Origin of the sequence: Streptomyces sp. TRM68367 (genome assembly GCF_014495685.1) — a bacterium.
Taxonomy (GTDB): Bacteria; Actinomycetota; Actinomycetes; order Streptomycetales; family Streptomycetaceae; genus Streptomyces.
Map to the genome: position 1 here is coordinate 100,693 of NZ_JACTVI010000008.1, position 14,315 is coordinate 115,007.

14 protein-coding genes are annotated in these 14,315 nt (G+C 70.6%); 11 read left to right on the forward strand and 3 right to left on the reverse strand.

The window, feature by feature from the left end; translation table 11 throughout:
* The first annotated feature begins 380 nt into the window (after nt 1–380).
* The 11 genes from H8R17_RS08695 to H8R17_RS08740 all read left to right on the forward strand — a co-directional run bounded on the left by H8R17_RS08695 (nt 381) and on the right by H8R17_RS08740 (nt 11,168).
* Nucleotides 381–749 (forward strand): BlaI/MecI/CopY family transcriptional regulator, encoded by a 369-nt coding sequence (locus H8R17_RS08695; protein WP_187822560.1) that lies wholly within the window; start codon nt 381–383, stop codon nt 747–749.
* On the forward strand, nt 746–1,657 hold the full coding sequence (locus tag H8R17_RS08700) for a M56 family metallopeptidase (RefSeq protein WP_187822561.1): 912 nt from the start codon (nt 746–748) through the stop codon (nt 1,655–1,657). Before H8R17_RS08695 ends, H8R17_RS08700 begins: the two co-directional genes overlap by 4 nt.
* A gap of 261 nt (nt 1,658–1,918) precedes the next feature.
* Nucleotides 1,919–2,335: a four-helix bundle copper-binding protein gene (locus tag H8R17_RS08705; protein ID WP_187822635.1), complete on the forward strand. Its 417-nt coding sequence runs from the start codon at nt 1,919–1,921 to the stop codon at nt 2,333–2,335.
* Nucleotides 2,336–2,839: 504 nt separating this feature from the next.
* A complete protein-coding gene (locus H8R17_RS08710) occupies nt 2,840–3,190 on the forward strand; it encodes an NADH-quinone oxidoreductase subunit A (RefSeq protein WP_187822562.1) in 351 nt (116 codons plus the stop codon).
* On the forward strand, nt 3,181–4,572 hold the full coding sequence (locus tag H8R17_RS46525) for a hypothetical protein (protein WP_262505118.1): 1,392 nt from the start codon (nt 3,181–3,183) through the stop codon (nt 4,570–4,572). The genes H8R17_RS08710 and H8R17_RS46525 overlap by 10 nt, the downstream gene beginning before the upstream one ends.
* A complete protein-coding gene (locus tag H8R17_RS08715) occupies nt 4,565–5,494 on the forward strand; it encodes an NADH-quinone oxidoreductase subunit H (RefSeq protein ID WP_316959350.1) in 930 nt (309 codons plus the stop codon). The genes H8R17_RS46525 and H8R17_RS08715 overlap by 8 nt, the downstream gene beginning before the upstream one ends.
* Nucleotides 5,495–5,504: 10 nt before the next feature.
* Nucleotides 5,505–6,065: an NADH-quinone oxidoreductase subunit J gene (locus tag H8R17_RS08720; RefSeq protein WP_187822564.1), complete on the forward strand. Its 561-nt coding sequence runs from the start codon at nt 5,505–5,507 to the stop codon at nt 6,063–6,065.
* Nucleotides 6,062–6,367 (forward strand): NADH-quinone oxidoreductase subunit K, encoded by a 306-nt coding sequence (locus tag H8R17_RS08725; RefSeq protein ID WP_187822565.1) that lies wholly within the window; start codon nt 6,062–6,064, stop codon nt 6,365–6,367. Before H8R17_RS08720 ends, H8R17_RS08725 begins: the two co-directional genes overlap by 4 nt.
* Nucleotides 6,364–8,235 (forward strand): NADH-quinone oxidoreductase subunit L, encoded by a 1,872-nt coding sequence (locus H8R17_RS08730; protein WP_187822566.1) that lies wholly within the window; start codon nt 6,364–6,366, stop codon nt 8,233–8,235. The genes H8R17_RS08725 and H8R17_RS08730 overlap by 4 nt, the downstream gene beginning before the upstream one ends.
* A gap of 3 nt (nt 8,236–8,238) precedes the next feature.
* Nucleotides 8,239–9,744 carry a NuoM family protein gene (locus H8R17_RS08735; RefSeq protein WP_187822567.1) on the forward strand — a complete coding sequence of 502 codons (1,506 nt, stop codon included), beginning with the start codon at nt 8,239–8,241 and terminating at the stop codon, nt 9,742–9,744.
* A complete protein-coding gene (locus H8R17_RS08740; protein ID WP_187822568.1) occupies nt 9,741–11,168 on the forward strand; it encodes an NADH-quinone oxidoreductase subunit N in 1,428 nt (475 codons plus the stop codon). Before H8R17_RS08735 ends, H8R17_RS08740 begins: the two co-directional genes overlap by 4 nt.
* 194 nt (nt 11,169–11,362) lie before the next feature.
* Here H8R17_RS08740 and H8R17_RS08745 read toward each other — a convergent pair whose 3' ends face one another.
* The 3 genes from H8R17_RS08745 to H8R17_RS08755 are packed head-to-tail and all read right to left on the reverse strand — an operon-like array spanning nt 11,363 to nt 14,313.
* Nucleotides 11,363–12,856 (reverse strand): terminase large subunit domain-containing protein, encoded by a 1,494-nt coding sequence (locus tag H8R17_RS08745; protein WP_187822569.1) that lies wholly within the window; start codon nt 12,854–12,856, stop codon nt 11,363–11,365.
* Nucleotides 12,853–13,386: a hypothetical protein gene (locus H8R17_RS08750; protein ID WP_187822570.1), complete on the reverse strand. Its 534-nt coding sequence runs from the start codon at nt 13,384–13,386 to the stop codon at nt 12,853–12,855. The genes H8R17_RS08745 and H8R17_RS08750 overlap by 4 nt, the downstream gene beginning before the upstream one ends.
* Nucleotides 13,387–13,410: 24 nt before the next feature.
* Complete coding sequence (locus H8R17_RS08755) at nt 13,411–14,313, reverse strand: ParB N-terminal domain-containing protein (RefSeq protein ID WP_187822571.1); 903 nt, start codon at nt 14,311–14,313, stop codon at nt 13,411–13,413.
* Nucleotides 14,314–14,315 lie beyond the last annotated feature (2 nt).

Here is a 14,315-nt window from a genome sequence, read left to right on the forward strand (position 1 = left end):
TCCGGTAGCTGGAGCACATGTTCCTGCGGTGACCGTCATCAAGTGGAGTTGGCATCCCACGTCGTGGGGAGTCGTTCGGCCAGGCTCACACCGCGCGTGCACTGGCCGTCGCCGCGCTTTCGCGTTCGCGGTCGGCTGTCCGGTCTGCAACAAGCTGTGATGGTCGCCCCGGGGTCTGTGGGGCCCTGTCGTACTGGGCACGGGCTCAACCCTTCTCGCCGTCCCCTCGCTTGCTCTGCTGATCCATGCGCTGGCGCGATGCCTGCGCGCCGTAGAGGCGTGCTCCGTGCCCGTGGCCGCCGGACGGGCCGCGCCCGGCGATTACGATGAACTCACGTTGACGCCGGGGCATTCGGAGACGAGAGGCGGAGTGAGCGATCGTGCGACCGCTGGGTGAGCTCGAGGCGGAGATCATGAACCGCCTGTGGACCTGGGGGCGCTCGGCGACCGCGCGCGATGTCCTCATTGACATCAACAAAGCGCGCCCCATCGCCTACAGCACGGTCAAGACCGTCGCCGACATCCTCTACCGCAAGGGCATGCTCCGGCGGGAGAAGGAGGGGCGGGCCTGGGTGTACGAGCCCACCTGCACCCGCCAGCAGTACACCGCGGCGCTCATGCAGGAGGCGCTCGGCAGCAGCCCTGACCCGGCTGGCGCTCTCATCAGTTTCGTCGAGCAGATCTCGGCGGACGAGGCGGATGCCCTACGCTCGGCGCTGCGTACGGCGAAGCGGAGGAGCGATACGTGATCACGTCCCTGGCACTCGCTGGATACGCCGTCCTGGTCGGTGCCGTGGCGCCGTATGTACTGGCGCGGGCAACGTGGGCGCATGGCGCCCCGGGCGTGGCGGTCCTTGCCTGGCAGGGGTTGATGGTGACGTTCGTGGTGACCACCGCGCTGGCGGTCTACCACGTGACCCTTTCCGAACAGCATGGGCACAACGGCCTCATCGGACTGCTCAGCGTGTGCGGCCTTCTCCCGGCGGCCACGACGGACGCTTCGGGGCCGACCACGGCCGACGCCGCCTTCCCGCTGGTCCCGGCTGTCATCGTGTTGCTCCCGATCGGCTGGCTCCTGCGTACGGCGTGGCGGACCCGCCGTGTCCGGCGCCGTCATCTCGACATGCTTGCCCTGGTTGGCCGCCCTGCGCCCGAGTACGGCGCCACGATTGTGGATCACGACACTCCGAGCGTGTACTGCCTGCCCGGACGCTCCCGCCGGATCGTCGTCACGCGTGGTGCGCTCGACGTCCTTTCCGCGGAACAGCTGCGCGCGGCTCTAGAGCACGAACGCGCGCATATCGCGTGTCGGCATCACATCTTTCTCGCGGCAACGCAAGGCTTCGAGCACGCCTTCCCCGGACTACCGCTCGCCCGGCACGCCAGGGAGCAGACGGCGCTGCTGCTGGAGATGATCGCGGACGACCGGGCGCTGCGCTGGTATTCCCGTGAGGTCCTGGCCTCTGCGATGTGCGAGGTTGCCGCGGGCCGGGCACCGCAGGCCGCCTTCGGTGCGGGCGGGCCCGGTGCGCTGATCCGGCTGCGCCGGGTCCTCAACCCGCAGGCGAGGCCGCACCGTATGACGTGGCTCGGGATCGTCTCCGCTGCCGTGGCGGCACCAGTGCTGCCGCTGCTCATCACCTGCGGGCCTGGCTGACTGGCTGGCTGTGACTGCTGTCCGGCGCCGGTGACCAGCCGGCGTCGCACACCCTCATCGCAACCCCTCGCCGGGAGCCCTCCCGCTGGGACGACGGGGATGTGCGAAAAGGCTCCCGCCTGCTCCGTCTGCCTGCATGGTTGGGTGGATCAGGCGCTTGCAGCGTTTCGGTATGCGGCCGAGGTGTTACACGTCCGAAGGTATGCCAGGGGAAGGTTCGGCGGCCCTCCGGCCGCGGGCCCCGAGGCGCGGACGGAGGCAATGCTTGTGACTGCTCCGGTGAAGGAGATGTTGGAGACCTACCCGGCCGATCTGGGCAGGGTGGACCGCGAGAAGCTGGCGCGCTGTATCGAGGAATGCCTGGCCTGTGCGCAGGCTTGTACGGCATGCGCGGATGCCTGCCTGTCGGAGGAGCAAGTGGCGGAGCTCAGGAAGTGCATCCGCACGAACTTGGACTGCGCGGACATCTGCGAGACCACGGCCCGGGTGCTGTCCCGGCACACCGGCTACGACGCCAATATCGCGCGGGCTCATCTGGAAGCGTGTGCACAGACGTGCAAGGCGTGTGGGGACGAGTGTGAGCGGCACGCTGGAATGCATGATCACTGCCGGGTCTGCGCGGACGCGTGCCGTCGGTGCGAGCAGGCGTGCCGCGAGCTGCTCGGATCGCTGGGCTGAAGCAGGAGGTGCGGCCCGGGCGCACCTGGGCTGCATCATCGTTCCGCTGCCGGGATCTGTTCCAGTGCTGTGGGGCTGATCAGAGCAGGCATCACCGCACAGCGCAGGCCCATCGGCAACCGGGACATCCGGGGATCGCGGTCTGGGCGAGCGGTGGTGGCACCCCTACGTCTCATGGTTGCGCTGATGTCCTCGTGACAGGTGGACGCCCTTCCCACAAGCCAGGCACACCGGCCCTCGCCCCAATCGGCCGGCCGCATGGGCTGGGCCGTGGCTCGGCGAGGCGCTCTGAGTCTGGGTCTGGCCTGGGGCTGTGATTGACGATGCCTCAGGCGGGTACCGGGGCGGCCTGCGGAGTAAGCACGGCAGGGGAGGACATGCCATGGCTGAGCGACGCGGCGCTTCGGTCACCAAGAGGGGATCGGACTGTCAGGTAAAGGCCGCAACTCGGCCACTTCCTGCGGGGGTTGCCCCGACGTCATGTCACCTGACTGGGACAGTGACGTGAACGGGTTCACGGCCGCGCTCGCGCTGCTCGGATTTGCGCTGCTCGCTGTGGGTGCGGTCTACGGCGTGGCCTGGTTGGTGCGGGTGTCGTCCGATCCTTTGGTCGCTCAGCCGTTCGGTTCGGGTCTGGAGCCGACTGAGCATGCGGTGAGCCGGTTTCATGTGCGCTGGTACCCGGTGACGATGCTGTTCCTCGCCTTCGACATGGAGATGGTCTTCATGTACCCGTGGACCCGGATCATCTCCGCCATGGGACCGAGCGCCGTGATCGAGATGTTCACCTTCCTCGCGGTACTCGTGGCCGGGGTGATCTATGCCTGGCGGGAGGGCGCGCTGCGATGGACCTGACGGCCGTGCTGCTGCGTGCGGCTGCCATACGCCCGCGCGTGCTGCTGGTCACGATGCCCGCAGGGGTGCGGGTACGGCTGGCTGCCGAGCGCGAGTTGCGTGTACGGGACCTGCCATTGGCGCTGACGCCTGCCGAGGCCGACATCCTGCTCATCGCCGGCCCCCGCTGCCCGGACCTGGATGAGGCCGTCGACCGGCTGTGGCAGGACATGCCCGCCCCGCGAGCCCGGGTGCGCGCGGAGCAGGTCGAGGACGTGGCCGGGGTCATCGATGCGGCGTGCGCACAGCTGGCTGATGCTGCCGGTCAGCGAGCGGGAACCGAATCCGCTGCCACCAGCAGCCATGACGGTCATACGGGTAACTCCCCTGACGCGGCGGACGACAGCCACGGCGACCGTCAGCACGGTGACAACAGCGATGGCGACCACTACCGCGGTGACCAGAGACACCAGGCTGGCGCTGGGGGCGAAGGCCACGCAAACCACCAGCAGGGGGGCGATGACGACGGCAGTGGTGAGGGTGATGGAGAGGGACAGGGGCACTCAGGCCACGAGGGACATGGCGGTCACGGCGGCGGGGAGATGGAGATGCCGGCCGGGCTGCCGATGGCCGAGCAGGGGCCGGACCGCGATGGCCTGACGCTGGATCAACTGCATGTTCCGTTGGGTCCGCTCCTGGCTGACTGGCCGTCCGGTTTGACGCTCCGTCTCACCTTGCAGGGCGATGTCGTCCAGGAGACGCAGGTGGAGATGGCGGTGCCGCACGATGCGGCGGCTGTGGCGTCCTTCTGGTCGGAACCGTGGGACCGCGCGGTCGCGGGTGAACGGGTGGGCGTCGGTGAGGCGGCGCGGCGGCGGGCGGCCGCCCGTCTGGACAGCCTGGGCCGGTTCCTTGCCGTGGCCGGATGGCCAGCGGAGGCCACGGCCGCGCGGCGGCTGCGTGACGACCTCCTCGCCGGCGCGGCGGCGGATGTGGTTTTGCCGCGGGCGCGGCGTCTGGCTCGGCGGGTCGGCCGGTCGCGCACGCTGTATTGGCTGACCCGGGGCATCGGCCCGCTGACGGCTTCCGACGCGGCCGATGCCGGGGTGGGCGGCCCTGCGGCGCGGGCGGACGGGGATGTGCCGGCCCGCTACCGGCTGTGGCTCGCCACCATGCTGGACGATCTGGCCAGGCTGGAGGACGCCTCCGTGCTGGACCCGAGCCGCGAGGAGGGTCCTCGCGGCCGGCTGGGCGGGGCGCGTCCGCCGTCGGCTGCTCTGGTCGAGGTGTTGCCGCGGCTGCTGGAGGGTGCGGAGCTGGCGGCGGCACGGCTCATCGTGGCGAGCCTCGACCCGGACCCGGAGGAACTGGCGGCCCGCTCGGCGGAGGTGGCCCGTGGTTGAGGTCGCGCCATGGTGGTCGCTGTTCGTCGCCCCCGCGCTTCTGCTGATCCTGGCGGTGCTCGCACTCGCGGGCGACGCCCTGCTGGCCGCCACCGTGGCCGGGCGCCCCGCCACGGCATCCGCCGCCTTGCGCCCCTTGCTGGAGGTGCCCAGGCTGCTGGTCGCCCAGCCCCGCCGGACGCCGGCCCCCGATGTCCTGCTGTGGCGGCTGGGCGTGCTCGTCGTGCCGGTGGCGGCCGTGCTGTCCGTGCTGGTCGTTCCGTTCGGGCACCGCGTGGTCGCCGACCTGGAGGTCGGGGTGGTGTGGTTCAACGTTATGGAGGTGCTGACCTGGGGCGGGCTGTGGCTGGCGGGCTGGGGCCCGAACGCCGCCTTCAGTCTGATCGGCGGCTACCGCTTCATCGCGCAGGGCCTGGCCTACGAGCTGCCGCTGATGTTCGCCCTGATCTCGGCCGGTACCGGGGCGGAGTCACTGCGCCTGAGCGACATCGTCGCCGCGCAGCAGGGCTTGTGGTTCGCGGTGTGGATGCCGGTGGCGTTCGTCGTCTACCTGGCGAGCGTACTGGCGTTCAGCTTTCTGGGGCCGTTCGGCTACCCGGCCGACCGGGACATCGCGGGCGGCGTCCTCGGTGAGACCTCCGGCGTCGACCGGCTGATGCTGCAGGCGGGCCGCTGGCTGCTGCTGGCCGCGGGGGCCGCCATGGCGGTGCCGCTGTTCCTGGGCGGCGGGGCCGGGCCGGGGCTGCCCGCCTGGGCCTGGTCGCTGATCAAGACCCTTGCAGTGCTGGGGCTGCTGGTGTGGGTACGGCGGCGGATGCCGACCGTGCGCGCCGACCGGTACGTGGAATTCGCCTGGGTCGTCCTCATCCCGCTCACCATCGCGCAGGCGCTCGTTCCGGCGCTCGTCGTGCTCAACCGGTAGGAGGTGACCCGTGTCCGCCGCCGTGTTCGCGGTGCTGGCCGTCCTGGCCCTGGTCAGTGCCTTTCTGGTGTTCTGCCTCAACTCCATGGCTCGGGTGACGTTCGCGCTGCTGGCCTCGCTGTGTTTCGTCGGCGGTGAGGTGATCCTGCTCGGGCTGCCCTATCTGGGGGTCGTCGTCGTCCTGATGATGGTCATGGAGATGGTCATCATGGCCGTGTTCATGATCGCCTACATGATGAACCCGGCCGGGCTGATGCCGATGGCCATGGTCCACAACAAGCGCGGCTCGCTGGCGATCAGCATCGGCACCTTCCTGGCCCTGGCCGCCGGGATCTTCGCCGTACCGTGGCCGGACCGGCTGGGCAAGGCGCCGCCGGACACCACCTTCCAGGTGGGCGAGTCGCTGATGGGCGCGCAGATGCTGACGATGGTCACGCTCGGATTCGTCCTGCTGGCCACGATGGTCGCGGCCACGGTTCTGGCCACCCACCGGGGCCGCTACGACCGGTTCGGCGATGACCTCGATCAGCGCCCGGCCAAGGATCCGGCGGGCGGAGGGGTGGGCCGATGATCCTGGAGCTGTTCCTCCTCCTGGCCGCGGGCCTGTTCTCGATCGGCCTGTACGGCGCGCTGTCCCAGCAGTCCATCGTCATGATCATGATGGGGATCGAGCTGATGATCGGCGCCGTCATCGTCGTCGCCGCCGCGTTCTGGCACTTCCTGGCCCCGTCCGCCGCGAGCGGGCAGGTGATCGTCGTGGCCGCTGTCGTCGCGATGGCCGTGGAGATGGCCATGGGCTTCGCCGTCACCACGGCCATCTTCCGTTCCCGCCAGGTCGACATGACCGACATGGCCGAGGACCTCAAAGGATGAGCGCGTTGCTGTGGCTGCTGGCCGGCATTCCTCTGATCACTGGTGGCGTACTGGCCGTGGCAGGGCGGGCGGCCAACCGGGTCGCCCCGGCCGTCGGCGTGGCCGCCGCGGTGGCCACGCTCGGCCTGGCGATCGCGACGGCAGTGGACCGTCCCACCGCAAGTGCGCCGCTGTTCGCGGGGATCGAGGCCGGGCTGCGGGTGGACGGCCTGTCCGCCGTGATGGTGATCACCGTCGCCGCGGTCACCACCGCCGTACTCGTCTTCTCCGCCGGACAGCTGGACCGTACGCAGGACCGGGGCCGGTTCTTCGGACTCATGCTGCTGTTCGCCGGGGCCATGCTGGTCACCGTCACCGCGACCACGGTGGCGTTGCTGCTGATGGCCTGGGAGGTGATGGGCGCCACCAGTTGGGCACTGATCGGTTTCTGGTGGTACGAGCCGCACCGGGTACGGGCGGCGGACACGGCCTTCCTCACCACCCGGGCCGCCGACCTGGGCCTGTATCTGGCCGCGGGTGCGGCCGTGGCGGGCGGTGTCGGCTCGCTGCACCTGGACGCGCTGTCTACTGCGGACTCGCCGTGGCTGCACGTGGCAACCGTGGGTGTGGTTCTGGCGGCGCTCGGCAAGTCCGCTCAACTGCCGTTCTCGTTCTGGCTGTCGCGGGCCATGGAGGGCCCGAGCCCGGTCTCGGCACTGCTGCACTCGGCCGCGATGGTGGCCGCCGGCGCCTACCTGCTGCTGCGGCTGCACCCGCTGCTAGCCGCCACGGCCTGGGCAGAGCTGCTCGTCGCCTGGGCCGGGGCTGCCACCGCGCTGCTGCTGGGCGTCGTGGCGGTCGCGCAAACGGATCTCAAGCAGCTGCTGGCGGCCTCTACCTGCGCGCAGGTCGGGTTCATGGTGCTCGCCGCCGGGGCGGCCGGAGTGGCGGGCGGCACCGCGCACCTGGTGGCCCATGCCGCAGTCAAGGCCGGGCTGTTCCTGGCCGTCGGCGCCTGGCTCACGGCCCTGGGAACCAAGCACCTGTCCGCACTGTGCGGCGCCGCCCGCTCCTACCCCCTCGTGGGAGCCTGCTTCGCCGTCAGCACGCTGGCACTGGCCGGGCTGGCGCCGCTGTCGCTGTGGGCGACCAAGGACGAGGTCCTGGCCGCCGCCTACCAGCAGAGCACCGTCCTGTACGCGGTCGGGCTGGCCGCTGCCGCCGTCTCCGCCGTCTACAGCGTCAAAGCCCTCTGGTACGTGCTGCGGCCGGTGCCGGACGATGCCGCCTCCCGCTATGACACCGAACAGCAGGGCACCCGGAAGGTCGCCGTCGCGATGCGCCCGCCGCTGCTGGTGCTTGCCTTCGGCGCCGCGACGTTGGGCGTCCTGGCGCTGCCGGATGTCTCCGAGGCGCTGCGCTCGGCGGTCGGCACACCTGGTGAGCCGTCCCCGCAGCCATGGGAGTTGGGCCTGTCGGCAGGCGTCGCGTTCGCCGCCGCGGGGATCGCCTGGTGGCGGGGGCCGCGCCCCGTTCCCGGCCCGGCCGCAGCACGCCGGTGGGCCGGCGCATGGCTGGGTCTTGAGCAGGCCGCGCACTTTGTGGTGGTCCGGCCCGTCATGGGGCTCGCCCGGGCGACGGCCGCTTTCGACGACCGGATCGTCGACGGGGCGGTGCGGCAGGTGGCGCGCGGTGGCCTGGCGGCCGCCCGGCTCGCGGGCCGCGTGGACGACGGCGGGATCGACGCACTCGTGAGCGCCGTCGCCGCCGGGGCACGTCGGCTCGGCCAGTGGGCCCGTCGTCCGCAGACCGGGCTGCTGCACCAGTACTACGCCCAGGCCGCGGTGGGCTTCGCGGTGCTGGTCCTGATCCTGCTGCTGGTGAGGTAATCCATGCTGACCGCCGTCGTCTTCCTGCCGCTGCTGGTGTGCGCCGTGCTGTGGCTCTGGCCGCGCGACCTGCCCGACCGCGCGTACACAGGGGTGTGGATCGCGACCGCCGCGGTTGATCTGGCGCTGGTCATAGCCCTGTGGGCCGGGTTCGACACCGGCGGCGGTCTGCAGTACGAGCAGCAGGTCTCCTGGATCCCCGGCGCCGGGGTCGGCTACCACGTCGGCGTGGACGGCCTCTCCCTGCCGCTGGTCGCCCTCACCTGCGTGCTCTTCCTCGCCGTCGCCGTCTACTCGCTGCTCGAGAGCCGCCGGGTCCGCACCTACGTGTGCCTGTTCCTGTTCCTGCAGACGGTGTCCCTGGGCCTGTTCGTCGCCCTGGACCTGATCCTGTTCTTCGTCTTCTTCGACCTGTCCATCGTCGGCATGTTCTTCGTCATCGCCGGCTGGGGCCACGGCGAACAGGGACGCGCGGCGGCGCTGAAGTTCTTCCTCTACACCTTCATCGGCTCCCTCGCCCTGCTGCTCGGGTTCATCGGCCTGTTCCTGGCCGCCGACCCCCACACCTTCGACATGGTGGAACTGGCCGAGGCCAACCCGCTGGCCGGCCGGGGCACCTACGCGGCGCTGGTGCTGCTGGCGATCGGCCTGGGCCTCGCGGTCAAGACGCCCACGGTGCCCTTCCACACCTGGCTGCCGCCCGCACACACCGACGCCCCCGCCGCAGGATCCGCCATCCTCGCCGGAATCCTGCTGAAGATGGGCACCTACGGCTTCGTCCGCATCGCCATGCCGATGCTGCCGGACAGTTGGCGCCGCTACGCGCTGGTCTTCATCGTCGTCGGCGTCGTCTCGGTCGTCTACGGGGCACTGGTCGCCCTGGCCCAGACGAACTTCAAACGCATGATCGCCTACACATCCGTCAACCACATGGGCTACATCATCCTCGCGGTCGGCGCCGCCGGTGTCCTCGCAGGCACCGACGCACAAGCACGCTCCCTGGCCGTCACCGGCGCCGTCGTCCAGATGGTCAGCCACGGCCTGCTCACCGGCGCGCTGTTCCTGCTGTCCGGAGTGCTCTACGACCGAGGCGGCACCTACGCCATGGACGCCTACTCCGGCCTTGCCAGTCCCTCCCCACGATTCGCCGGTGTCACGGCCGTCGCCGCGTTCGCCAGCCTGGGCATCCCCGGCTTCTCCGGATTCATCGCCGAGTTCCAGATCTTCACCGGCAGCCTCGCCTCCCAGGCCACGGCCACCTCCATCGCCCTGACGGGCATCCTCCTGACCGCCGCCCTGTTCCTGCGGGCCCTGCGCCGGATGTTCCTGGGGACCGTGCGGCTGCCGCAGTCCATCCGCACCGGCGGCTTCGGTGATCTGGCCCCCGCCGAGGCGGTGTCCATCGTGCCGCTGCTGGCCGTGGCCCTGGTCATCGGCGTCCTACCGCGCTGGCTGCTGGACGTAATCGAGCCGGCCGGCCGCGCCCTGGTGGGACTGGTCACCCGATGAAGAACGAGAACCTCGCCGCACTCCTGCCCGAGATCGCCCTGCTCACCGCCGCCGTCGTCGGCCTCCTCGCCGGATCCTGGCTGCCCCGGCGCCGCCAGTGGGCCGTCGCAGTCCTGGCCGCCGCGGCCTGCCTGACGGGCCTGGTCGCCACCGCGGTCACGATGGCCACCGACCGGGAACAAATGGTCTTCTCCGCCGCCTTCGCCGTCGATGCCGCCACCAACGCCGGACGCCTGATCATGCTCGGCGCGCTGCTGCTGATCCTCGCCACCTCGGTGGAGACCGTGCGTCGCCACAAGCGGGAGAGCGAGTACTACGTGTTGCTCCTGCTCTCCGCCGCGGGCGCCCTCGCCATGATCGGCGCCAGCGACCTGCTGATGCTGTTCGCCGGCTATCTGCTCGCCAGCGTCCCCGCCTATGCGCTCGCCGGATTCGCCAAGGACGCCCCCGCCACCGAAGCGGCCATGAAGTACTACCTGATGGGAGCAGTGCTCGGCACCACCATGCTCGCCGGCATCGCGCTGCTGTACGGCGTCGGCAGCGCGACCGCCTACACCCAGCTGCACACGACGCTGCCCGCTGCCCCTTACGCGGTGGTGGCCCTCGGCCTCGTCGCCGTCCTCGGCGGCCTGCTGTTCAAGATCGGCGCAGTGCCCGCACACTTCTGGGTGCCCGACGTCACCGACGGCACCCCCGCCCCGATCGCCGCCTACGTCACTACTCTCCCCAAGATCGGCGGGCTCATCGCCGCCTTCCGGCTCGTCCACCAGGCACTGCCAATGGAGACCGTCAACTGGCCTCTGCTGCTGGCCGTGCTGGCCGCCGTCTGCATGACGCTGGGCAACCTCGCCGCCTTCTTCCAGACCTCCGTCAAGCGGCTCCTGGCCTACTCCACCATCAGCCAGGTCGGCTACCTGCTCATGGCTGTCGCCGTCGCCACCCGCAGCGACCTCGCCCAACGCGGGCTGCTGTTCTACCTGGCCGCCTACGCCCTGACCAACCTCGGCGCCTTCGCCGTCGTCACCGAACTGCCCCACGCCCGAACCCTGGACGACTACCGCGGCCTCGCCCGCCGCCATCCGGGCCTGGCCGCCGTCCTGGTCGTCTGCCTGCTCGGCTTCGTCGGCACCCCACCCACCGGCGTCTTCCTCGGCAAACTCGAGGTCTTCAGCGCCGCCATCGACGGCGGCTACACCTGGCTCGCCGCCCTCGCCGTCGCCAACACCGTCGCCTCCCTCTTCTACTACCTGCGCTGGCTCGCCCCCCTCTTCCGCCTCGCCCCCGGCGACCAGCCCGCCCAAGCCCAGGCCGCGCTCGGCCGCTGGTCCGCCACAGCCGCCTACACCGCCGGCACCGCCTCCCTCGTCCTCGGCATCGCAGGCGGGGCCGCGATCCCGCTCACCCTCGGCCCCCTCCTGCGTTGACGTCCCGGGCACCAAACCTGTTGACCACACCGGGCAAGGCCGCGGCGGACACTCCGCACGGCACCGACCAGGTCATACACGGCTAATCTCGACCGGTTCGGACCGCTGAGCGGGCCGACCAGCGAGGACACCTGCTGTTGACCCACGCATCATTGGCCCGAACTGGAACGGGAAGTACCTCCGAGTGGAAGGAGCTACCGGCGACCGCTGAGACGTCGGTCGGCTCCCGCACGCGGGGGCGGCATCGTCGGGTCGAGGAACAAGTCCCACAGCGCCCACACCGCCGAGTCCAACAGGTCCGGTGAGTCCTCGGTCTCGCCCTGGCCGACGAACGTCGTCATCTGCTCCTCCAACTCCGCAAACACCCGGGCGGAACCCACGTGGTGTATTCGGGCCTGCTCGTACAGCTGCGCCGCCGGGGCAGCGCGGGCCCGTTTTCCCCGAGTCGCGTGCACGATGCGCCAGTTCACCGTGGGGTCGACCTGCTCCAGGAGGGCGGGCAAGTAGTCGCCGCCGTTGTTCGCCTCGATGACCACGCAGTCGGCGTGGTGCTCGTGGTACAGCTGCGCGGCCCGCTTCATCGCCTGCGTCGGCGTGTGCCGCTCCTGCTCACAGTGCAGCAGGTACCCGCGCGGCCGGTCGTCCCCGAACATCGACTCCACCGGATACCCGCGCCCGGCGACTGTGAAGGCCGTCATGTCCGCGTTCTCGTGCGACTTCGTCGCCGGGTCGACCGCGACCACCAGGCGCTGGAGGTCCGGCAGATGCTCGGGCCGAGGCCGGAAGCCCTCGACCTCCAGCATCCAGCCCTTCCACAGCGCGCCCTCTACGTCCTCGAGTAGCTCCCCGGACAGCTCCTGACGGCCCAGCCGGGTGCCGGCGTACTCCTCCTCCAGCTCCTCGCGTGCCGCGGCCGACAGGTTCGCGTCGTTCTCCCGCATGTGCCCGCGGGTCAACACCAACCGCGGCGGCGCCCCGCCCTCCAGGTGCGCCTTTTCCTGCTCCCGGCCGCGCTCGACGAGCCGCTTGACGTGCGGGAGCGGCTTGGGCGTCGTGGAGATGACGACCTGCGGGGTGTCCGCCTCTCGCAGGCAGAACCACAGCATGTCGTAGACCTCTTGCGCGGTGTGCCGCGACCAGGCCGCGTACTCGTCGCACCACGCCTTGTCGAAGGCCCAGCCACGCAGGTTGTCCGGCGTCTCCGCACCGAACCCACGGATCAACGTGCCATTCGTCAGCCGCAGGGTCGTCTCGCCGAGCGAGGAGTTGTACTTCGCCACCTCCTCCGGCGGGAATACCGACAGCAGCCCCGACTTCGGGGACTCGAAGCAGATGTCCCGCACGAGCGTCGCGTTCTTCGCCACCACCGCGATCTGAAGACCTGGTGTCTGCGCCCACTCCCGGACCGTCTCCGCCGCTGTCCGGGACTTGCCCCAGCCACGGCCGGTGAGCAGCATCCACACCGTCCACAGCCACAGCGGCTGGCGCTGCGCCGCGCGGGCATGGTGGTGCAGCCACCCAGCGTGGGGCAGCCCGTCACAGTTCGGGACCTCGCACGCCCACCTGCGCGCCGACAGCTCATCGGCGCGGAGCAGTGCGGCGACCTCGGCCTTCAGCTGCTCGTCGCTCATTACCGACGGGTCCGCGAACCCCTCGACCATGCGGCGCTTGGCCCGGCCGCAGCTCACTGCGCGCCCTCCGACAGCCGTCGCTCCAGTTCACGGCGGAGCTGGTCCATCCGGGCCCGGCGCTCCTCGTCCGACAGTGAGGCCACGTCCGCGCCATGGTCCCGGTCCTCGACCGTCCCGGCTGCCGGTGCCTCGCCCACGGCCCGCCGTTCGATCTCCGCCGCGACCTGGATGTAACGCAACAGCTCGGGTGGCGACAGTTCCCGCGGGTCTAGTGTCTGGAGCCGCGCGACTGCCTTGCTCTGCACGGCTTGCGCCAACTTCGCGTGCCTGCGGGCGATGTCCCGCCGCGCCTGCGCTTGCTCCGCGAGGAACAGGCGGTCCTGCTCCCGGTCGTAGGCCGCGGCCCGCATCACCCATGCGTACTGCCGCGACCACCGGCCCAGCAGCGTGCGGGATTTATGCAACTCGCGTGCCGTCTTTGTCAGACTCCGCGCTGGGCCGAGATCGCGGTACACGGCGAACGCCTCGAACGCCTGGACCGACTCCCCGCTCTGCCGCTCCCAGGACTCCACGGTGTCCTCGGCCACCGCTCACCTCCTGGCCGACGGCCGTTAGTTGTTCTGTGCGGCCAGGACTTCCAGCGCCCGCCACGGCTCGTCGGCCGACACGGTGCCGTCCTGCACCATCCGGTCGATGGCCGCCCGTACGACGGCGGCCGTCTCCACCGGCACGTCCCGAACGCCGAACACCGTCTCCAGCGGCGCCGTCCCCGCCCGGGTCGCCTCCCCAGAGTCCGCGTCGAACCAGCCCTCGGCCAGCTCGCCCAGGTGCCGCTCGAACACGGCGAGGATCACGCCGAGCGCCGTCGCGCTGTTGCCGATCTTGTACGCGGCTCGGGAGGTCTCCAGCGCATCGAGCACCGGCTCGTACTGCTCCAGCCCGGCCACCCACCGCTGGTCCGCGGTCGCCGTGGACCGGGCCGCGTCGAACGCGGCTTCCGCCCGCTCCAGCTCGTCGGGCAGGAACATGAACTGCACGCTGGCGAAGTCAAGGTTCGCCTCGCCGAGAGAGGCGACGTCGACCTTCTCCAGCAGGTCCAGGGCCTTGTCGTCCAGGCCCGTGTACTGCCGCCACTCCACCGATTCCAGCTCGTCGTACAGCTCCTTGAGGATCGCCGGATCGTCCTGGCCTGCGATGGCGTTGTGCGAGAGCTGGAGAGCGATCTGCCGCTGGCGGGGCAGCGGTTCGTCTATCTGCATCCACCAGATCTGCGACAGGCCGGCCTCGATCGCGGCGAGCGTGCGGTGGTTGCCGGACAGGACGACCAGCCGCCCCGTGTCGCGGTCGTTCCACACCAGCGGCGTCGAGGTGAGGCAGCCGTCCCGCTGGATGTTCGCGACGAGCTGCCGGAACTGCTCGTGTGGCAGGAACCGCGCGTTGACGTCGAGCAGTGTCAGCGTTCGCGGGTCGCCTTGCACCATCTGCGGCGGGGCGAGGCGAGTGGTCTCCTTCATGG